The 18,967-nt window shown below is 63.9% G+C and carries 19 protein-coding genes; 11 read left to right on the forward strand and 8 right to left on the reverse strand.

Annotated elements, in window-relative coordinates; all coding sequences use genetic code 11:
- Positions 1–186: 186 nt before the first annotated feature.
- Together gloA2 and hisC are read right to left on the reverse strand one after the other, a co-directional pair.
- The gene (gene gloA2, locus AC5WNI_RS01010; protein ID WP_495928570.1) at positions 187–630 is read right to left on the reverse strand and encodes an SMU1112c/YaeR family gloxylase I-like metalloprotein; all 444 of its coding nucleotides are present in this window, start codon (positions 628–630) and stop codon (positions 187–189) included.
- A 154-nt stretch (positions 631–784) separates the two neighbouring features.
- Positions 785–1,840: a histidinol-phosphate transaminase gene (gene hisC / locus AC5WNI_RS01015; protein WP_175090659.1), complete on the reverse strand. Its 1,056-nt coding sequence runs from the start codon at positions 1,838–1,840 to the stop codon at positions 785–787.
- Positions 1,841–1,865: 25 nt separating this feature from the next.
- On the opposite strand from hisC, the gene AC5WNI_RS01020 reads away from it, so the two are divergent.
- The 4 genes from AC5WNI_RS01020 to radA all read left to right on the forward strand — a co-directional run bounded on the left by AC5WNI_RS01020 (position 1,866) and on the right by radA (position 5,463).
- The gene (locus tag AC5WNI_RS01020; RefSeq protein WP_175090660.1) at positions 1,866–2,126 is read left to right on the forward strand and encodes a hypothetical protein; all 261 of its coding nucleotides are present in this window, start codon (positions 1,866–1,868) and stop codon (positions 2,124–2,126) included.
- On the forward strand, positions 2,123–3,262 hold the full coding sequence (locus AC5WNI_RS01025) for an alkene reductase (protein WP_175090661.1): 1,140 nt from the start codon (positions 2,123–2,125) through the stop codon (positions 3,260–3,262). The genes AC5WNI_RS01020 and AC5WNI_RS01025 overlap by 4 nt, the downstream gene beginning before the upstream one ends.
- Before the next feature lie 179 nt (positions 3,263–3,441).
- On the forward strand, positions 3,442–3,909 hold the full coding sequence (locus AC5WNI_RS01030) for a copper resistance protein NlpE N-terminal domain-containing protein (RefSeq protein ID WP_175090662.1): 468 nt from the start codon (positions 3,442–3,444) through the stop codon (positions 3,907–3,909).
- A gap of 141 nt (positions 3,910–4,050) precedes the next feature.
- Positions 4,051–5,463: a DNA repair protein RadA gene (gene radA / locus AC5WNI_RS01035; RefSeq protein WP_175090663.1), complete on the forward strand. Its 1,413-nt coding sequence runs from the start codon at positions 4,051–4,053 to the stop codon at positions 5,461–5,463.
- A gap of 134 nt (positions 5,464–5,597) precedes the next feature.
- On the opposite strand, the gene AC5WNI_RS01040 is transcribed toward radA, so the two are convergent.
- Positions 5,598–6,242: a DUF1415 domain-containing protein gene (locus AC5WNI_RS01040; protein ID WP_175090664.1), complete on the reverse strand. Its 645-nt coding sequence runs from the start codon at positions 6,240–6,242 to the stop codon at positions 5,598–5,600.
- Positions 6,243–6,527: 285 nt separating this feature from the next.
- On the opposite strand from AC5WNI_RS01040, the gene AC5WNI_RS01045 reads away from it, so the two are divergent.
- Together AC5WNI_RS01045 and mnmH are read left to right on the forward strand one after the other, a co-directional pair.
- Entirely contained in the window at positions 6,528–8,399 is a 1,872-nt protein-coding gene (locus tag AC5WNI_RS01045; RefSeq protein ID WP_175090665.1) for a SulP family inorganic anion transporter, read from the forward strand.
- A 118-nt stretch (positions 8,400–8,517) separates the two neighbouring features.
- The gene (mnmH, locus tag AC5WNI_RS01050; protein ID WP_175090666.1) at positions 8,518–9,624 is read left to right on the forward strand and encodes a tRNA 2-selenouridine(34) synthase MnmH; all 1,107 of its coding nucleotides are present in this window, start codon (positions 8,518–8,520) and stop codon (positions 9,622–9,624) included.
- Positions 9,625–9,649: 25 nt separating this feature from the next.
- On the opposite strand, the gene AC5WNI_RS01055 is transcribed toward mnmH, so the two are convergent.
- Positions 9,650–10,465, reverse strand: a complete 816-nt coding sequence (locus AC5WNI_RS01055) for a type 1 glutamine amidotransferase (RefSeq protein ID WP_254627221.1) — start codon at positions 10,463–10,465, stop codon at positions 9,650–9,652.
- A 52-nt stretch (positions 10,466–10,517) separates the two neighbouring features.
- Between AC5WNI_RS01055 and AC5WNI_RS01060 the strand changes: the two genes are divergently transcribed.
- The 3 genes from AC5WNI_RS01060 (at position 10,518) to AC5WNI_RS01070 (ending at position 12,515) form a co-directional block, all read left to right on the forward strand.
- Entirely contained in the window at positions 10,518–10,811 is a 294-nt protein-coding gene (locus AC5WNI_RS01060; protein WP_043336737.1) for an MGMT family protein, read from the forward strand.
- Positions 10,812–10,992: 181 nt separating this feature from the next.
- On the forward strand, positions 10,993–11,604 hold the full coding sequence (locus AC5WNI_RS01065; RefSeq protein WP_175090667.1) for a YjaG family protein: 612 nt from the start codon (positions 10,993–10,995) through the stop codon (positions 11,602–11,604).
- A 62-nt stretch (positions 11,605–11,666) separates the two neighbouring features.
- Positions 11,667–12,515, forward strand: coding sequence for a CHAD domain-containing protein (locus AC5WNI_RS01070; protein ID WP_175090668.1), 849 nt, complete (start codon positions 11,667–11,669; stop codon positions 12,513–12,515).
- Positions 12,516–12,627: 112 nt separating this feature from the next.
- Here the strand turns inward: AC5WNI_RS01070 and hisF are convergent, their stop codons facing one another.
- The 4 genes from hisF to hisB form a co-directional block, all read right to left on the reverse strand.
- Entirely contained in the window at positions 12,628–13,401 is a 774-nt protein-coding gene (hisF, locus tag AC5WNI_RS01075) for an imidazole glycerol phosphate synthase subunit HisF (protein ID WP_175090669.1), read from the reverse strand.
- Positions 13,402–13,412: 11 nt separating this feature from the next.
- Entirely contained in the window at positions 13,413–14,159 is a 747-nt protein-coding gene (gene hisA / locus AC5WNI_RS01080) for a 1-(5-phosphoribosyl)-5-[(5-phosphoribosylamino)methylideneamino]imidazole-4-carboxamide isomerase (RefSeq protein WP_175090670.1), read from the reverse strand.
- A gap of 115 nt (positions 14,160–14,274) precedes the next feature.
- Positions 14,275–14,916, reverse strand: a complete 642-nt coding sequence (hisH, locus tag AC5WNI_RS01085) for an imidazole glycerol phosphate synthase subunit HisH (RefSeq protein WP_175090671.1) — start codon at positions 14,914–14,916, stop codon at positions 14,275–14,277.
- Between the two features lie 70 nt (positions 14,917–14,986).
- Positions 14,987–15,580 (reverse strand): imidazoleglycerol-phosphate dehydratase HisB, encoded by a 594-nt coding sequence (gene hisB / locus AC5WNI_RS01090; protein ID WP_043336716.1) that lies wholly within the window; start codon positions 15,578–15,580, stop codon positions 14,987–14,989.
- A gap of 260 nt (positions 15,581–15,840) precedes the next feature.
- Between hisB and AC5WNI_RS01095 the strand changes: the two genes are divergently transcribed.
- Complete coding sequence (locus AC5WNI_RS01095) at positions 15,841–16,326, forward strand: acetyl-CoA sensor PanZ family protein (protein ID WP_254627222.1); 486 nt, start codon at positions 15,841–15,843, stop codon at positions 16,324–16,326.
- A gap of 241 nt (positions 16,327–16,567) precedes the next feature.
- Positions 16,568–18,961 (forward strand): AsmA family protein, encoded by a 2,394-nt coding sequence (locus AC5WNI_RS01100; protein ID WP_175090672.1) that lies wholly within the window; start codon positions 16,568–16,570, stop codon positions 18,959–18,961.
- Positions 18,962–18,967: the final 6 nt, after the last annotated feature.

An 18,967-nucleotide genomic window follows, 5' to 3' on the forward strand; every position in this document is an offset into this window, starting at 1 on the left:
AAGTGGTGCGTAGTGGAATTATGCAGAGAAGTCCTGCATGCGAATCAGCTGTGGGCGAAAGAAAAGAGCTCTGCCCAAGCAACGTGTCTATGGCAAAAGAAGGCCCCTGTCGAAAACTCGGCAGGGGCCTTTTGTCTTCGGAGCCTTTTATCTTCACGGGCAGTTAAGTTTCAGTGCGCCATCACATCAGGGCGAGGCTTCGTAGAGCTCGATGGGCGTACCGTCAGGGTCTGCCAGGAAGGTGAAGCGGGCACCGGTGTATTCATCGACACGTATCGGCTCTGGCGTGGCACCACGGGCGATCAGCAGCTCGACACAGGTATCGATGTCTTCCGTCGCCAGCGCCAGGTGACGAAGGCCACAGGCTTCCGGATAACTGGGGCGCTCAGGCGGCGAAGGGAAGGAGAACAGCTCCAGTTGGATACCGCCCGGCAGGAGTAGGTCGAGCTTGTAGCTGTCGCGGGCCTCGCGATAGGCCTCGTTGATCACCTGCGCATCCATGACCTCGAGATAGAAGCGCCTGGCGCGTGGGTAATTAGCGGTGATGAGCGCCACGTGATGCACTCGCGTCAGAGGCAGGCGGGGGGGCGAGGGTGAGTCCGAAGCCATGGTGAGACTGTCCGTTGTCATGTTGTGTTCCTGAAGAGTGTTAGGCGCGATGAACTGTGCGGTGAACTGTGCAATGAGCCGGGCGGTGAGCTCGTGAGAGACATTCTGATGAAAGAAGGCGCCCACAGGGCGCCTTCTTTGATTGGAGCAATCACCGGCCAGCCCGTGCGCTATCTCAGCGACACAGGGTTTCCAGGGCTTCGATCAGGCTGTCCATCTCGGCATCGGTACCGATGCTGATACGCAGATAGTCACGTAGTGCGTCGGTGTTGAAGTGGCGCACCAGGATGCCCTGTTCGCGCAGGCCGATGAACAGCTTGCCGGCATCGTGGGTCGGGTGAGTCGCCAGTACGAAGTTGGTCTGCGAGGGCAAAATCTCGAATCCCAGCGCGGCCATGCGATCGCGCGTCTGCTCGCGGGTGGTGATGACTCGCGTGCGGCACTCATCGAAATAAGCGGGATCACTGAGGGCGGCGACGCCGACCTGTTCGGCCAGGCGATCGATGGGATAGGAGTTGAAGGAGTCCTTCACGCGCTCCATGCCTTCGATCAGCTCTCGTGAGGCCACGGCATAGCCGAGACGGATGCCGGCCAGGCTGCGTGACTTGGAAAAGGTGCCGGTCACTATCAGGTTGGGATACTGATGAATCAGCGGGATGGCGCTTTCGCCACCGAAGTCCACGTAGGCCTCGTCGACCAGCACCACGCTCTGCGGATTGCGCTCCAGCAGCGCGGCAATCGCCTTGCGGCCATGGCCATGCCCTGTCGGGGCGTTGGGGTTGGCGAAGATGATGCCGCCATTGTCGTTGCCGAAGGCTTCCAGGTCGACTTCCCAGTTGTCGGTCAGCGCGATGCTGCGTGACTCGATGCCATACATGCGGCAGTAGACCGGGTAGAAGCTGTAGCTGATGGACGGCAGCAGCAGCGGCTTGTCCTGTCGGAAGAAGGCCTGGAAGGCCAGCGCCAGCACTTCATCGGAGCCATTGCCGACGAAGACTTCCTCGGCGGCCACATGGAAGGTGTCGGCCAGGGCGGCGCGCAGCGAGCTGGAGCTCGGGTCCGGGTATCGGCGCAGATCAGAGGCATTGAACTCGCGCAGCGTCTGCTCCACGGCGGGCGCCGGCGGGTAGGGGTTCTCATTGGTGTTCAGCTTGATCAGCTGCTCACGCGGTTGTTCGCCGGGGACGTAGGGGGTCAGGTCGTGGACCTGTGGGCTCCAGTACTTGCTCATGATTTCTCGCCGCTGGTGACAGTGCATGACCCGTGTCATGGATGCTTTTCATGTTGCCCGCTGGATCGTCGCGGTACAAGCATCAGCAGGCTCTCTGCCTGAGTCTAAAGCGTGCCGACTGGTGCGGATTTCCACATTGTTGCCATGCCAGCATTATTCTCGTGCGATGCGTGTGCTTGAAGCAGCGCGTGGTGTACCGCATGTCACAGGCATGCTTGCCCAGCTCGCGCGACTTCGTGCGATGAGGATGCTGGGCGAAGACCTGCAATTCAAGGAGTCCCGATGACAGCCAACACCAATGCCCCGTGCGCTGACACCCTGCTCGATCCGGTCAAGCTCGGTGATCTGACCCTGCCCAACCGCATCCTGATGGCACCGCTGACACGTGCTCGTACCCCCGACAGCATTCCCGGCGAACTGCAGCAGGCCTATTACGGTCAGCGTGCCGGTGCCGGCCTGATCATCAGCGAGGCGACCAACATCTCGCCGACCGCTCGTGGCTACGTCTACACGCCGGGTATCTGGACCGATGAGCAGGAAGCCGGTTGGAAGGGCGTCGTCCAGGCGGTGCACGCCAAGGGCGGCCGCATGGCGCTGCAACTGTGGCACGTCGGGCGTGTCTCGCATGAGATGGTGCAGCCGGGTGGCCAGCAGCCGGTCGCGCCGAGCGCCCTGCGTGGTGAAGGCGCCCAGTGCTTCGTCGAATTCGAGGACGGCACCAGCGGACGTCATCCTACCAGCACGCCGCGTGCCCTGGAGACGGACGAGATTCCCCAGCTGATCGAGGACTATCGCCAGGCCGCCGTGCGTGCCAAACGTGCCGGTTTTGACATGATCGAGGTGCATGCCGCCAACGCCTATCTGCTCAACCAGTTCATGGCTACCGGCACCAATCAGCGTACTGACCAGTACGGTGGCTCGCTCGAGAACCGTGCGCGCCTGACGCTGGAAGTCGTCGATGCCGTCGCCGAAGTCTTCGGCCCTGAGCGTACCGGTATCCGGCTGACACCCTTCATCGAGATCTTCGGCCTGACCGATGACGAGCCAGAAGAGATGGCCTTCTACATGGCCGAGCAGCTCTCCCGGCGTGGCATCGCCTATGTGCACGTCAACGAGCCGGACTGGGCTGGTGGAGACATCAAGTTCAGTGATGACTTCCGCCGTGCCCTGCGCGAGCGCGTCAAGGGCGCGCTGATCTTCTGCGGCCATTACGATGGCGAGAGTGCGGCTCGCATCATCGATGAGGGCATCGCGGATGCCGTCGCCATCGGGCGCCCGTATATCGCCAATCCGGACCTTGTCGAGCGTATTCGCCTCGGGGCTGAACTCAACGAGCAGGACCCGGATACCTTCTACGGTGGTGATGCCAAGGGCTATACCGACTACCCGTTCCTCGACAATGGCCATGATCGCCGCGGCTGAGGCCAACACGATTTAACGAATGGCGTTCGATAAACGCCATCGGGGGTGGCCTCTCGGGGCGGATACCCGCTATTCTTGAGCGTGGAAGCTTGTGAGCGGTCTGCCTGCCAAAGCGGGTAGACCGCTCGCCGTCGATAGCGCTGACGCTGCTATCGAGTCATCGCCTTAAGGAGGATTCAATGCAGATCAGGACTCTGATGGTGGGAGCCGCGCTGATGGTCGGTCTCGCCGGGTGCGCATCAACGGCCCAGACCAATGACGGTGCCGCTGACAACAGCGCTACCGAGACAGCCAGCGAGCAGGTTGCCGTCTACAAGGGCACCCTGCCGTGTCGTCGCTGCACGGGCATTGACCTCGATGTGCGCCTCAAGGGCGCCGAAGAGGCAGCCCAGGATGAGCGTACCTTCAGTCTCGATGCCACCTATCGTGATCATCCGCAGCAGCCGGATCCAGAGCATTACGAAGGCCAGTGGGATGTGCTGTCCGGCACCGTGACGGATCCGAGCGCGACCGTCTATGAGCTGACGCCGGACGGCGAAGGCCAGACCTACTACTTCCTGCGTCTGGATGCCCAGACACTGGAGCTGGTCGACCCGCAGAAGCGTCGCTTCCAGAACGGTGAGACATTGCGCCTCAAGCGCCAGTAAGCGTGCCGTGCGCCACAAGGCGATCGTGAGCACAAGGAAGGCGGCGCAAGCCGCCTTCCTTGTGTCTGGCCGTTGGAAATCCGCGGCTGACGACACTTCATCATGACGCCGAGAATCACTTCTTCCCGACAGGATTGTCTGATGGCGAAAGCAAAGAGCGCCTTCGTATGTACCGAATGCGGTAGCGAATTCTCGAAGTGGCAGGGCCAGTGCAGCGGCTGCCGCGAGTGGAACACCCTGCAGGAAATCCGTGTCGGCGCCGCGGTACTGCCCGGCGCAGCCCCCGCTGCGGGGGCTGTCGCTGGCGGTGCTGCGCGTAGCGCCAGCAATGGGCGGGGCGGCTACGCCGGCACGCTCAGCGACAACGTGACCGATCTTTCCAATGTCTCGCTGGCCGAAGTGCCGCGTTTCTCCTCGACCTTCGGCGAGTTCGACCGCGTGCTGGGCGGTGGGCTGGTGCCGGGCTCCGCCGTGCTGCTCGGTGGCCATCCGGGGGCCGGCAAGTCGACGCTGCTGCTGCAGACCGCCTGCAAGCTCGCCCAGCAGAAGCGCTCACTTTATGTCACCGGCGAGGAATCGCTGTCGCAGGTGGCGATGCGCGCCCATCGTCTGCAGCTGCCAACCCAGGGTCTCAAGATGCTGGCCGAGACCAGCGTCGAGACGATTCTGGCCACCGCCGAGCGCGAGAAGCCCGAGGTGCTGATCATCGATTCCATCCAGACCATGCATCTGGAGGATCTGTCATCCGCGCCGGGTGGTGTCTCGCAGGTACGTGAGTCTGCCGCCGCGCTGACCCGCTTCGCCAAGCGAACCAACACCGTGCTGCTGCTGGTCGGCCACGTGACCAAGGACGGCTCGCTGGCCGGGCCCAAGGTGCTGGAGCACATGATCGACGCCTCCCTGCTGCTGGAGGGCGATGGCGATTCGCGCTTCCGCACGCTGCGTGGCCAGAAGAACCGCTTCGGTGCGGTCAACGAGCTGGGCGTGTTCGCCATGGTCGAGCTGGGCTTGAAGGAAGTGAAGAACCCCAGCGCGATCTTCCTGTCGCGCAGCGAGGAGCAGTCTTCCGGCAGTCTGGTGATGGTGGTATGGGAGGGCACGCGACCGATTCTGATCGAAGTGCAGGCCTTGCTGGATGACTCGCCGCTGGGCAATCCCCGCCGTGTCGCCGTCGGTCTGGACGGCAATCGCCTGTCGATGCTGCTGGCGGTGCTCAACAAGCATGGCGGCCTGTTCACCGGCGATCAGGATGTCTTCCTGAACGTGGTCGGCGGGGTCAAGGTGCTCGAGACCAGTGCCGACCTCGCGGTGCTGTGTGCGGTGGTCTCCAGCCTGCAGAACCGTCCGCTGCCGCGTGAGCTGGTGGTGTTCGGCGAGGTGGGGCTGTCCGGTGAGATCCGTCCGGTGCCGAGTGGTCAGGAGCGCATCGTCGAGGCCGCCAAGCATGGCTTTACGCGCGCCATCGTGCCCAAGGGCAATGCCCCCAGGAACCCGCCCAAGGGCATGACCATCGTGGCGGTCGACAAGCTGTCCCAGGCACTGGAAGCCCTGTGACATCTGCGCCTTCCGCGTGAGCCATCCGCACGGGGGCGTCGTGGTGTGATACTGCATGCAACGAACAAGGCCAGCCTCACGGCTGGCCTTGTTCGTATGGGGTTTTCTCCGAGCACGAAGCTCAGCCTGCCTTGTCAGTCCTGCTTGTCAGCCTGACGGGCGGCATGAGCACAGGCCTTGAGGCGTGAGACCAGGAGCTCGACACCGCGCTCGCGCATCAGCGCCTCATTGCGCCCCGGCACCTCTTCGACATCGCCCGCGTAGGCATTGATGGCGGCTTCGACCGAGCTTTCGCGCAGCAGGTGCAGCATCGGGTAGGGCGAGCGGTTGGTGTAGTTGGCCGCGTCGTCTTCCTCGGTATCCTCGAACACGTACTCCGGGTGGAAGCTGGCCAGCTGATAGATACCCTCGTAGCCCTGCATCTCGAGCAGCGCCTCGGCGTAGTCGAGCAGCTCAAGGTAGGTATCGAAGTCGCGGAAGCCGTCCTTGAAGATCACCAGCGTCGTCTCGGCGTCGCGATTGGCGTCCAAGTTCAGCAGTTCATCACCGAGTGCCTGCAGGCAGCGCTCGAGCCCTGCACCGGGTACCACGGCATACTGGATGCTGTTGCGTGCCATCTCGCGGGCGGCAAACGGGCACAGATTGTCGGCGATGATGTGCGTCTCGACCCACTGGCGCGTGGCGTCGATGGCCTCGGCTTCGCTGGCATCCAGCGGCGGGGTATAGCCACCCGCCGTCTCGGGAGTCGTGGTATCGGTCGGCGTAGCGTCGGTGGTCATGGCGTCAGGGTCCGCAGCGGTGTCAGGAGCGGGTATTGTCACTGCTCGGGCGCGGCATGGCCAGCGCCGTGACTCCCGTCTCTCATTGTCTCTCGTTATCGGGCTTCTTCAACCTGAAGTTGTCGCAGGGCCGCAGGTGGTCGCCGAGCATGTGGCGGCCCTGTTTCATCAGTGATTACAGCGATAGACTTATCACTGCTGGTTCAAAGCCCGTCCCGAGTCCGCTCAGGGACATTGCGGCTGCCGGCTGACGACTTCTTTCCTGCCCCGCCACGGAGATACTTCTTGTCCGCTGATACTCCGCCTCCTTCCTCGCCGCTCCCCGAATCTCCCGAACCTACCGAGAGGGAAGAGGGGCGCGAGCACACCAGTGCAGCGGCCTATCGTCTGTCGCGATTGTTGCCCTTTCTCGGCTGGATGCGTCAGCTGTCGCCCGGGGATGCGCGTTCCGATCTGATCGCGGGCCTCAGCGGTGCGGTGCTGGTGCTGCCCCAGGGGGTGGCCTATGCGTTGATCGCCGGCCTGCCACCGGCGCATGGGCTGTATGCCGCCATCGTGGTGGCGATCATCGCCGGCCTGTTCGGCAGTTCGCGGCATATGGTCAGTGGCCCGGCCGCGGCGATCTCGATGGTGGTATTCGGCACCGTCTCGACACTGGCCGCGCCGGGCAGTCCCGAATACTTGCCGCTGGTGCTGGCGCTGACCTGCATGGTCGGCATCATCCAGCTGTCGTTGGGGCTGATGCGCATGGGGGCGCTGGTCAATCTCATCTCGCACACGGTGGTGATCGGCTTCACCGCCGGCGCCGGGGTCTTGATCGCCACCAGTCAGCTCAAGCACCTGTTCGGCATCGCGCTTGGCGATGCCTCGAGCTTTCTCGGCACCTGGTGGGCGCTGCTCGGGCATCTGGGCGATACCTCGTGGGCAACACTGATCACGGGACTCAGTACCTTGCTTGCGGCCGTGCTGGTCCGGCGGCTGAATCGCAAGCTGCCGTGGATGCTGGTGGCGATGGCCGTCGGCTGCGGTGTCGCGGCATTGCTCGGCGGCAGCGCGGCAGGTATCCCGATGGTTGGCGCCCTGTCCGGTAGCCTGCCGCCGTTTTCCCTGCCGCCGCTGGGCTTTGACACCCTGCGTTCGCTGGGCGGGGCGGCCTTCGCGCTGGCGGTGCTCGGGTTGATCGAGGCGGTCTCTATCGCGCGCGCCATCGGCGTGCGCTCGCATCAGCGTATCGATGGCAACCAGGAGTTCATCGGCCAGGGTCTGTCGAATCTGGCAGGCAGTTTCTTCTCGTGCTTCGCCGGTTCCGGCTCCTTCACGCGTTCCGGCGCCAACTATGATGCCGGTGCCCGCACGCCGCTGTCGGTGGTGGTGGCGGCGCTGATCGTGCTGGCGGTGCTGTTGCTGGTGCCTGACGTGACCGCCTGGCTGCCGTTGCCTGCGATGGCGGGTCTGATCATGGTGATTGCCGCCAACCTGATCGAAGTCGGTCATATCCGCCAGATTCTGGCCGTCAGCCGCGAAGAGGCGGTGGTGCTGGTGATCACCTTCCTCGCCACTCTGCTGTTGCCGTTGGAGTTCGCCATCTTCGCCGGGGTGCTGGTCTCGCTGGTGCTGTATCTGAACCGCACCTCACGGCCACGGCTGGTCGAGATGGCGCCAGACCCGGAACATCCGGAGCTTGGGGTGCGCAATGCCGAGCGTTATCAGCTGGCTCAATGCCGAGAGGTGGTGATTCTGCGCGTGGATGGCTCGCTGTTCTTCGGGGCGGTCGACCACGTCCAGCGCAAGCTGGCGCGCTATACCGGCAAGCACGTCATCCTGCTGGGCACCGGCTGCAACTTCATCGATATCGCGGGCGCTGAGATGCTCGAGATCGAGCAGCGTCGCCTGCGCGATGCTGGCGGCAGTCTCAGCATGTGCGGCTTTCGCATGTACGCGCTGGAAGTGATGGAGCGCGGTGGCTTCCTCGAGCGCATGGGACGTGAGAACTACTTCCATACCGCCGAGGCGGCGATCGCCTCGCTGCGCGACTCGGTCGCCGAAGCGCATCGCGCCCACGGTGATCAACCCGCTGCCTGCCCCGATTGTCAGCTGTTCGGCCCGGCTGGGATCGGGCCGGGGCAGGGGGGGCGCCTGACGCCACCGTTGGCGTGAAAGCACAAGGCTGGGGGCGGCTGCACGCTTGCGATAGAATGTGGCCCCTTGATGGTGCGGCCAGTCAGCCAGTCGCCGCCCATTGCCTCAATCCTGTTCTGTCTGCCGAGAGATGCCCATGAGTTTGCCCACCGTGGCGGCCAGCTGCGACCTGATTCGCGACGGCCGTCCGTTGATCGATGTGCGCGCGCCGGTCGAGTTCGCCGCTGGTGCCTTGCCGGGTGCCGTCAATCTGCCACTGATGGATGATGAGGAGCGTCATCGCGTCGGGCTGCAGTACAAGCAGGTCGGACCGGAATCGGCGGTACATCTTGGCCATCAACTGGTCAGCGGCGGGATCAAGCGCGCACGCATCCGTGCCTGGGTCGAGCACGTCGAGCGACATCCTGACGCCATCCTCTACTGTTTCCGTGGCGGCATGCGCTCTCAGCTCAGCCAGCAGTGGTTGCAGGAAGCAGGGGTCGAGCGTCCACGTATTGAGGGCGGTTGGAAGGCCATGCGTCAGCAGCTCTGTCAGCATATCGATGAGCGTGCCGAGCAGGCCCCGATGCTGTTGATCGGCGGGCTGACCGGCTGTGCCAAGACTGAGCTGATCCATGCGCTGGACAATGGCATCGACCTGGAAGGCTGTGCGCGCCACAAGGGTTCGGCCTTCGGCCGTCACCCCTTCCCGGCGCCGAGCCAGATCGACTTCGAGCACCGCATCGCCGCCGAGATGCTCATGCTTGAGGAAGAAGCGCCGACCATCATGGAAGACGAGTCGCGCTTCATCGGCAGCGTCAATATTCCGCTCGCTACCTGGCGCGCGATGGAGCAGGCGCCGTTGATCCGCGTCGAGATGCCGCTGGATTGGCGAATCGTGCAGATTCAGAAGGACTATATCGAGGGGCTGTGGGCCACCTACAGTCGTCACTATGGTGACTTCCTCGGCTGGACCCTGATGCAGCGCCAGCTGCGTCAGGCACTGCTGCGTCTTCGCAAGCGCCTGGGCAGTGCGCGCCTTGCTCGTCTGGTGCGCATGCAGGACATCGCCTTCCAGGAGCACAAGCGCGGCAATCCAATGGCCCATGAAGGCTGGCTGGCGCCGCTGCTCAGCGAGTATTACGACCCGATGTACCGCTATCAGCTCGAGAAGCACGAGCGCACCTTCCTGCACGTCGGCGACTGGGACAACAGCCTCGCCTTCGCGCGTGAGTGGAGCGCCAATCACCGCTGGCAGCGCTGATATCCCTCATGGGTGCGGTCAGCGCTCACGCATTCAGCCAGTCCACCAGCAGGCGGTCCAGCAGGGCCGCCTGACGATCAAAGCGCTTCGGGTCCTCCAGCAACGCCTCGCGTGATTGCACGCCATTGCCCTCCAGGGGCGCGGGATGGTGGGCCAGGCGGTCCTGTGTGGCCGCCGCACCCACATGCGGATGGAAGTTGAGCGCCACCACGCGACCCTCATCCCAACTGAAGCCGGCCACTGGCGTGTGCTCGCCGCTGGCCAGCAGCTCGCAGTCTTCCGGCAGGCCGCAGATCTCCTCGTGCCACATCAAGGCCTCGAACTCGGCGGGTAACCCCAGCGGGCACTCGTTGCTGCGCGTCAGTGTGGCCCAGCGACGCTGCGGCACCACGGCGGACGAGACGATCGCCCCCATCTGCTCGGCGATCAGTCGCGCCCCCAGGCCAATCCCCAACAGCGGGCGATTGCTGTTCAGCGTGCGCCGAATCAACTTGCGCTGCAGGCGCAGCGACTGCTGTTCGGCGGGGGAGGCTGTCTTTGCGGCGCTCGACAGGCGTTGCGGGCCATCCAGCACCACCAGTGCATGGAAGTCATCGATGCCCGGCAATGCCTCGCCTGACAATGGGAAGCTGGTGTTGAAGCTGTGCCCCATGCCGGAAAGCCAGTCCTTGAGGCGTAGCGGATTCTGCCAGTCATGCGCTAGCGTTGCGGTATCGGCGGCTGAATCTGGTTCAGCGTCAGGGAGTTGCCCCTGATGTATGAAGTAAAGATGCATGGCTTCATCATGCGTGAGCGCCATGCCAGCGTAAAGGCCCCAGTGCTGGCGTCCCAGTACCTGCATCCCGGTACCTGCACCGGGTGAATCAGCCGCGACACGACAAGGAGAGAACCGCATGCGGGCCGAACTGCTCGAACAGATCTACACCGTGGTGGCGCAGATTCCCGAAGGGCGCATCACCACCTACGGGCGTATCGCCAAGATGACCGATGGCGCCAGCGCGCGCATGGTCGGCTCGGCGATGCGTCACCTGCCGGATGGCCATCAGTTGCCGTGGCATCGCGTGATCAATGCCTCGCTCAAGGTCACCGAGCACGGCGGAGCGGTGCGCCAGCGGGAAAAGTTGCGCAGCGAAGGCATCCTGTTCGATGGTGCCGGTCGCGTGCCGACGGAGTGCCTGTGGCCCTGAGGTATGCAATAGCATGGCAGTGTTCGAGCAGGGTCGCGTTCATCCGGCCACGCGCGGGCGCTACCCTTTCGCCTATCCTATCGCATACCCTATAGCGACCTTCGGTGACATCGTGGCTGGCGGAGGCAAGACGCCAGCGCGAACGCCGCATATTGAATAGTGAAGTGAGAATAGAGCCGTCATGACTCAGCCTGTATCCGGTTTTCGTGCGCGCCTTGATGCGCTGGCCCCCGTGCGCCGTACTGCCTTCATGGCGGCGCTGACCGAGCGACTCCTGCCCAATGCCGGCTTCTACGCCGAAGCCAATGGCACGGCCAGCGCACTGGACACCACGCGTGAGCTGCGCAAGCTGCTGGACCTCGTCTGGGAGCAGCTGCGCGTGCGCGATGCCAAGATCGATTTCTCGCTACAGGCCGAGAAGGTCACCGCCTTCGAGCCCGCCGAGGAAGATGACAGCTTCGGCGCGCGCCGCGCACTGGAAGCCGTGATGGCGCTGACCGCCTGCATCGACGTGCTGATCAGCGAAGAGCCGGAAGCCGCGCTCAAGATCAGTCGTCTGTCCACCGATGGCGTGCGCGCGCTGATCGACCTGCAGGCCGGTGAGGGTATCGAGCAGGAAGCGCTGGAAGCCATGATTCGCGAACATCCGCTGATGATCGATGAGCGTGATTTCCAGGACGCCGTGCTCGAGAGTGTCGAAGCCCCGCAGTTGTCGCGCGATGACTGGCGTGCGCTCAAGCAATTGGGCCGCAATGAAGATGTCAGCAATCTCGGGCTATCCTTGCAGGACTGAGCGGCCCGACTCGGATCATCCTGGTGCCAGAGATGACTGGCCAGCCGTTGTTGGAGAGACAGATGAGCGACACCCGTCAGCAGGATTCTTCTCCGATGAACGCAGCGCTGAATGGCGTGATTCAGGCACGGCTCGACGCCATGCGTGAGCATCTCGCGCAGCCGACGTTGAGCGCGGCGAATGTGCACACGCTACGCGTCGACTGCAAGCAGCTGCGCGGCTGGTGGCAATTGCGGCGTGAGTCCCTGGGCAAGTCGGCGGTGAGTGAGCATCAGGCGCGTCCGCGCGCCGTCGCCAGGGCATTGGCCGGGCCGCGCGAAGCGCACATGCTGCGCAAGACGCATGGTCGTGCCTACGCCTGGGTGGATGAGCGCAGTCAGCGCCTGCTGGATGCGCTGCGTCCTGGGCTGACCAGCGCCTCACTGAGCGAGCCGGAGGGCGAGCTGGATCATGCGCCGCTCGAGACGCTGCTGAGCGAAGAGCGGGCGGCCTGGCAGGCGGCGCCGCTGACGGTGGAGGAGCTCGAGGGCGGGCTGGAATGCAGTCGTCATCGCATCAGCAAGCTTGCGGCCAAGGTGGCCACCAAGCGTGAGATCGAGACGTCTCACCGGCTGCGCAAGTGGGTCAAGTACCGCATGTTCCAGCTGGCACTGGCGCACGAGGCGCTGGGTGAGGCTGCCGCGCGGGAGCTCGAGTCACCGAGTCACGGGCGTCGTCGCGAGCCGGAGCTGCTCGACAAGGCGGCCGCGCGGCTGGGCAATCAGCATGATCTGGCGGAGCTGGCGCTGTGGGTCGGGGAGCGAGTGATGCTGCCCGCCGCCGAGAAGCATCTGGTCGCGGACATCATGGCGCTTGCCGACCAGCGACTCGCGCAGGCGCTCAAGCCGCTCGCGAAGCTGGGCTACGTCTGAGCACTGTTATCGCCTGAAGCGACGTGGCTTCTCTACAGACACGAACGCCGCCATTCCTTGAAGAAATGGCGGCGTTCGCGTTTCTGCCTGAACGATTATCCTGCGGCTGTGCTTACAGGCGCATTTCGATACCGCGTGCGGCCATGTGCGCCTTGGCCTGGGGAATCGTGTACTCGGCGAAGTGGAAGATGCTGGCGGCCAGCACCGCATCCGCACCGCCTTCGAGCACGCCATCCACCAGATGGTCGAGGGTGCCGACACCGCCCGAGGCGATCACCGGCACGCTGACGGCGTCGGAAATGGCGCGTGTCACGCCGAGGTCGAAACCGGCCTTGGTGCCATCGCGGTCCATGCTGGTCAGCAACAGTTCGCCGGCGCCCAGTTCGACCATCTTCTTCGCCCACTCGACGGCATCGAGCCCGGTCGGCTTGCGGCCACCGTGGGTGAAGATCTCCCAGCGCGGTGTCTCGCCTTCCTGGCTGACGCGCTTGGCGTCGATGGCGACCACGATGCACTGGCTGCCGAAGCGTTCCGCGGCTTCGCGCACGAAGTCCGGATTGAACACGGCCGCGGTGTTGATCGAGACCTTGTCCGCGCCGGCATTCAGCATGGTGCGAATGTCTTCACAGGTGCGGATGCCGCCACCCACCGTCAGCGGGATGAACACCTCACCGGCGATGCGCGACACCATGTCGACCGTGGTGCCACGGTTGTCGACGCTGGCGGTGATGTCGAGGAAGGTGATCTCGTCGGCGCCTTGCTCGTTGTAGCGCTTGGCGACCTCGACCGGGTCACCGGCATCGCGGATACCGACGAAGTTGACGCCCTTCACGACACGACCGGCGTCGACGTCCAGACACGGGATGATGCGTTTGGCGAGTGCCATGATCGCTCCCCTCAGGCCTTGCGGCCGGTGATGGCGTCGGACAGTGCCTGCGCTTCGGCGATGTCCAGGCTGCCTTCATAGATGGCGCGGCCGGTGATGGCACCGAGGATGCCCTGATCGGCCACTTCGGCCAGGCCACGGATGTCATCCAGGTTGGTCACGCCGCCGGACGCGATCACCGGGATACCGCCTTCGCGGGCCAGTGCCACGGTGGCTTCGATGTTGACGCCCTGCATCATGCCGTCGCGGGCGATGTCGGTATAGACGATGGAGGACACGCCGTCGTCGGCGAAGCGCTTGGCCAGTTCGGTGGCCTTGAGGGTGGAGACTTCAGCCCAGCCATCGGTGGCCACGAAGCCGTCACGCGCATCGAGACCGACGATGATGCGGCCCGGGAAGGCGCGGCACATCTCGGCGACGAAGGCCGGTTCCTTCACGGCCTTGGTGCCGATGATGACCTGACCGACGCCGGCTTCCAGGTAGTGCTCGATGGTCGCGGCATCACGGATGCCACCACCGATCTGGATCGGCAGTTCCGGGTAGGCGCGAGCGATGCGTGTCACGGCGTCGCCATTGACCGGCTTGCCTTCGAAGGCACCGTTGAGATCGACCAGATGCAGACGGCGGCCACCGGCCTCGACCCAGCGCGCGGCCATGGCCAGCGGATCATCGCCGTAGTTGGTGGAGTCTTCCATGCGGCCTTGCTTCAGGCGTACGCACTGACCGTCCTTGAGATCGATCGCGGGGATTACCAGCATGTCGGGTGTCCTCTCGGCGTGTCTGGGCACGCCTGTATTGTCGTCGGTATATCGAAGGCGGATGTATCGGCGTCCGTCACGCGAGACAGACGCCGAGGGTCACGCGGGCGAGCCTTCAGGGCTGCCAGCGGACGAAATTCTCGAGCAGCTTGAGGCCAGCGGCCGCGCTCTTCTCCGGGTGGAACTGCACCGCGAACAGGCTGCCCTCACCGATGGCGACGTGCGCCTCGGCACCGGCGTAGTGCGTGGCGCCGTAGACCTTGGAGCGCTCGCTGGCCGATACATAGAAGCTGTGCACGAAGTAGAAGCGTGAGTTGTCCTCGATGCCTTCCCACAGTGCGTGGCCCTGGGTATGCGCGACATGGTTCCAGCCCATGTGCGGCACCTTGAGGCGCTGGCCGTGTTCGTCCAGCTGCTGGTCATCGAAGCGTTTCACGTCGCCCTTGAAGTAGGCGAGGCAATCGATGCCACCGTTCTCTTCGCTGCGCTCCATCAGCATCTGCTGACCGACGCATACGCCCAGCAGCGGCTTGCTGTGGTTGCTCAACAGCTCGCCGACCAGACCGCGCAGCTCGGCGCGTTCAAGCTCGCCCATGCAGTCACGGATGGCGCCCTGGCCGGGCAGTACCACGCGGGTGGCACCGCAGATGGCGCGCGGGTCGCTGGTGATCACGACATTCTCGTCGGCCACGTGCTCAAGCGCCTTGGCGACGGAGTGCAGGTTGCCCATGCCATAGTCGATGACGGCAATCGTCATGTCTTTCTCCCGAAGGCCGGAGGCAGGCTCCGGCGCTGGATGTCAGGCGTCTGGCGCCCGGATCATTCGTTTACAGCGAGCCCTTGGTGGAGGCGATACGGCCTCCCATGCGCTCGTCCTCTTCCACCGCCATGCGCACGGCACGGCCGAAGGCCTTGAAGATGGTCTCGGCCTGATGGTGGGCATTGAAACCCTTGAGGTTGTCGATATGCAGGGTGGCGCCAGCGTGATTGACGAAGCCCTGGAAGAATTCCCAGAACAGCTGGGTATCGAAGCGACCGATGTTGCCGCGGGTGAACTCGCACTGCATGAACAGGCCCGGACGACCGGAGAAGTCGATCACCACGCGCGACAGGGCTTCATCCAGCGGTACGTAGGCATGGCCGTAACGGCGGATGCCGGCCTTGTTGCCCAGCGCCTGCGCGAAGGCCTGACCCAGGGTGATGCCGATGTCCTCGACGGTGTGGTGGTCATCGATATGCAGGTCACCATCGCAGTCGACCTCGATGTCGATCACGCCGTGACGGGCGATCTGGTCCATCATGTGTTCGAGGAAGGGCACGCCAGTGTTGGCGCTCAGCTTGCCTTCACCGTCCAGATTGATGCGGACCCGGATCTTGGTTTCCGAGGTGTTGCGATGAACTTCGGCGATACGCTCTACCATGATGTCTCTCCAGCGGTCGGTGACGCCATCAGCGGCTTCGAGGCCGATGGGGTCTGGGCGCAGTCTGGGGCCTTTGGTATGAGAGGCGTGTGTCCAGTCCGGCCGGGAAGTGCGCATCATGTGGTTATTGTCATGTGATGTCGCAATCGAAATCGTGATCAGGCCATTGACGACGGCAGAGAGCCGTCGGCGGGGCGCTTGATCGGCGGCAGGCGCGTCGTCTTTGTGCCTGCCCGACCCGTCATTATAGAGAAAGGACAATGGCATCCGCTACAATGGCGGGCATTCATATCGCGGGCGAGGATCTCACCATGCCGGTCACTCTTGAGATGATCGATCACGCACGCTGGCAAACCGATGAGCAAGTCCGTATCGACCTGTCGCGTATCTATCACGAAGCCCCCAGTGAGCGTCTACCGCTTGCCCCGGATGACTTCATTCAGGCCAATCTCGCCGCGGGACACCGCTTCTGCAGTGCCTTCTTCAACGATCGCCATATCGGAGCGCTACTCTGCGAGGATGAAGGCGATGCCTGGAAGATCAGCCATTGCTGCGTGCGCAAGAGCACGCGTCGACGTGGTGTCGGTACGCGCCTGATGGCGCTGCTGTCGCTGGAAGCGGCCAGTGCCCAGCGTCTGCTGGTCGTGCCGAGTCAGGGATTGACCCTGGCCGACGAGCTGCTGGTATCACGTCTCGGCTATGTGCGAGACCCCGCTCGCGACGGCTTCGTGCTGGCGCAGGAGTGAAGTCAGCCGTTGCCGGATGCGGAACTGACGTCAACGCGACCTGTCCACCGGCTATGTCATCATCATTTCTGTCTTGAGACTGTCTCGCTGTGCGCGAGGATGGCGCGCAGCGCTCGGACTTGATGATGAGCGGGTGAAAGGGCATCGCCTGATGCCATGAGCCCCCAGCGCCATTCCATGTGCTGTCCTCCAGGAGCGAGGGCACCGCAGCAATTCTCATCGTGTCAAAGGGAGGACGCAGATGAAAGCACTGTTCAGAGCCTTGCTGGCCATCGTCGGAGTACTGGCGTTGGTGGTCGTGGCAGGGGTGATCTATGTCACCACCTTCCTCGATCCGAATGATCTCAAGCCGCGACTGGTCAAGGCGGTCAAGGACCAGGCGGGGCTGGAACTGGCCCTGAACGGCCCGCTGGACTGGTCCTTCTATCCACGCCTCGGCGTCAGTGTCGAGGATGCCGAAGCCTGGCTGCCGGAGCAGGAGCGTGATCAGTCACCGTTTGCCTCCTTTACCCGTGCGGAAGTCGGCGTGTCCTTCACGCCACTGCTGAGCGGTGAGGTCGAAGTCGAAGGCGTCTTCCTCGACGGTCTCAAGCTGGCGCTCGAGCGTGATGCACAGGGGCGTGGCAACTGGGAAAGCCTGCTCGAGCATGCGGCGACGGCCGCCGACAGTGGCGCGGCGGATGAAGCGCTGCCGCCGGTCAAGAGCGCCGGTGTGGCGCTGGCGGATGACACGACGCCGTCGGTGCAGAATGGCGCCGGCAGCATGGCGGTCAATCTCGATATCGCCTCGGTGCAGGTCACCAATGGTCAGATCGCCTATCAGGACGCGGCCAGCGGGCTCGACATGACGCTCAACGACGTGGCGTTGACGTCCTCCAACGTCAGCCCTGACAAGGCCTTCCCGGTCGAGCTGTCGTTCGTGGCCGATGGGCGTGAGCCGGAACTTCAGAGCACCGTCAGCCTCGATGGCAAGGTGGCGCTGGACCTGCAGGGCGGCCGTCATGTGCTGACCGGCGTGAGCCTGGATACCACCACGCGCATGCCGTCGCTGGGTGACAAGGACCAGAGCGTGGCGCTGGACATCGATACCCTGACGCTGGATACCGACAAGCAGCTGTATCTGGCCGATGGCGCCGAGCTTGACGCGACGCTCCATCAGGCCGCACTGGGTGACAAGGCTCTGCCGCTGAAAGCCACCTTCGGTGCCGAAGCGGACCTGGCGGCGGGCACGGCGAATCTCGAGAATCTGCTGCTGACCTCCGGCAGTGACCTGCGCCTCAGCGGGGCACTCAAGGCCAAGGACATCACCGGCGACGCGCTCAGCTATAGCGGTCAGTTCAAGCTGGCACCGCTATCGCCCAAGGCATGGATGACGCGTGTCGGCATACAGGCGCCGCAGACCGCCAGGAGCAGCGCGCTGACCTCGCTGGCCTTCTCCAGCCCGTTCAAGGGCGACATGTCGCAGGTGCAGCTGACCAACCTGGTGATGGCGCTGGATGACACCACCATCAATGGGCGCCTCGGCTCGTCCTTCGATGCCTCGCAGATCACCTTCGATCTGGATGTCGATGCGTTCAATCTCGATGACTACCTGGCACCGGCGGGCGCAGACGAGAAGACGGCAAGCCTGGGTGAAGCGCTCACGGCGGGCGTGATCGCGCCGGTCTATGCGGCCGATGGTGACGCGGAGCTGCTGCCGGTGGCTTTGCTCAAGACGCTGGGCCTTCAGGGGCAGCTGGATATCGGTACGCTGATCGCCTCGGGTCTCGAGATGAGCAAGGTGACCGCCAAGCTGTCCGGTCAGCCGGGTGTGCAGCAGCTCGATAGCCTGACGGCCAGCCTCTACGGCGGCTCGCTGGCGGCCAATGCACGGATCGACAGCCGCAAGACACCGCTGAGCATGAGCTTCGGCGAGAAGCTGACCAATCTGGATATCGCGCCATTCCTCAAGGCGCTGGCGCCGGAGCAGAAGGACATCCTGCGCGGTCGCCTGACGCTCAATGGTGACTACACCACCAGCACCAATCAGATCGACAGCATCAAACGCAATCTGAACGGCAAGGGCAGCTTCGAGATTCGCAATGGCGAGGTGCTCGACGTCAATATCTCCAGGGAGATGTGTACTGCCGTGGCGACGCTGAGTGGCAAGACCTCCTCGCGCGAGTGGAAGGCCAATACGCCGCTGGAGCGCGCGCAGGGAAGCTTCACGGTCACCAATGGCGTGATCAGCAATCAGGATCTCGCCCTGGCGATTCCGGGCATCGCGCTGGACGGCAAGGGCCAGCTCAACCTGCCGACCGAGGCCTTCGACTACAACGTGGCGGCGCGCTTCATCGAGGGCGCGGATGACGCGGCCTGTGCGGTCAATCCGCGTTTGATCAAGCTGCGCTTCCCGGTGCAGTGCCAGGGCAACCTGAGCGGTGAGCCGGGCGAGTGGTGTGGCTTCGATCAGAAAGGCTTCCAGAGTGCCGCAGCGGAACTGGCCAAGGAAGAAGCCAAGCGCAAGGCGGGCGAGAAGGTCAGCGAGAAGCTGGATGAGAAGCTCGACGAAGATACCCGCAAGAAGATCGACGACAAGCTGGGCGAAGGCGCCAGCGACAAGCTGAAGGGCGCGATTCAGGGGCTGTTCAACTGATCACGC

This window comes from Cobetia sp. PDI-12MA, assembly GCF_059507695.1.

Bases quoted from the DNA above. Each gene is read 5' to 3' on its own strand.
- AC5WNI_RS01065 (WP_175090667.1), top strand. From the start codon at position 10,993: ATGACTCAGCCTGTATCCGGTTTTCGTGCGCGCCTTGATGCGCTGGCC.
- hisF (WP_175090669.1), bottom strand. From the start codon at position 13,401: ATGGCACTCGCCAAACGCATCATCCCGTGTCTGGACGTCGACGCCGGT.
- AC5WNI_RS01025 (WP_175090661.1), top strand. From the start codon at position 2,123: ATGACAGCCAACACCAATGCCCCGTGCGCTGACACCCTGCTCGATCCG.
- AC5WNI_RS01040 (WP_175090664.1), bottom strand. From the start codon at position 6,242: ATGACCACCGACGCTACGCCGACCGATACCACGACTCCCGAGACGGCG.
- radA (WP_175090663.1), top strand. From the start codon at position 4,051: ATGGCGAAAGCAAAGAGCGCCTTCGTATGTACCGAATGCGGTAGCGAA.
- gloA2 (WP_495928570.1), bottom strand. From the start codon at position 630: ATGACAACGGACAGTCTCACCATGGCTTCGGACTCACCCTCGCCCCCC.
- hisA (WP_175090670.1), bottom strand. From the start codon at position 14,159: ATGCTGGTAATCCCCGCGATCGATCTCAAGGACGGTCAGTGCGTACGC.
- AC5WNI_RS01055 (WP_254627221.1), bottom strand. From the start codon at position 10,465: ATGCAGGTACTGGGACGCCAGCACTGGGGCCTTTACGCTGGCATGGCG.
- hisB (WP_043336716.1), bottom strand. From the start codon at position 15,580: ATGGTAGAGCGTATCGCCGAAGTTCATCGCAACACCTCGGAAACCAAG.
- AC5WNI_RS01060 (WP_043336737.1), top strand. From the start codon at position 10,518: ATGCGGGCCGAACTGCTCGAACAGATCTACACCGTGGTGGCGCAGATT.
- hisC (WP_175090659.1), bottom strand. From the start codon at position 1,840: ATGAGCAAGTACTGGAGCCCACAGGTCCACGACCTGACCCCCTACGTC.
- AC5WNI_RS01100 (WP_175090672.1), top strand. From the start codon at position 16,568: ATGAAAGCACTGTTCAGAGCCTTGCTGGCCATCGTCGGAGTACTGGCG.
- AC5WNI_RS01095 (WP_254627222.1), top strand. From the start codon at position 15,841: ATGGCATCCGCTACAATGGCGGGCATTCATATCGCGGGCGAGGATCTC.
- AC5WNI_RS01020 (WP_175090660.1), top strand. From the start codon at position 1,866: ATGACCCGTGTCATGGATGCTTTTCATGTTGCCCGCTGGATCGTCGCG.
- AC5WNI_RS01030 (WP_175090662.1), top strand. From the start codon at position 3,442: ATGCAGATCAGGACTCTGATGGTGGGAGCCGCGCTGATGGTCGGTCTC.
- hisH (WP_175090671.1), bottom strand. From the start codon at position 14,916: ATGACGATTGCCGTCATCGACTATGGCATGGGCAACCTGCACTCCGTC.
- AC5WNI_RS01070 (WP_175090668.1), top strand. From the start codon at position 11,667: ATGAGCGACACCCGTCAGCAGGATTCTTCTCCGATGAACGCAGCGCTG.
- mnmH (WP_175090666.1), top strand. From the start codon at position 8,518: ATGAGTTTGCCCACCGTGGCGGCCAGCTGCGACCTGATTCGCGACGGC.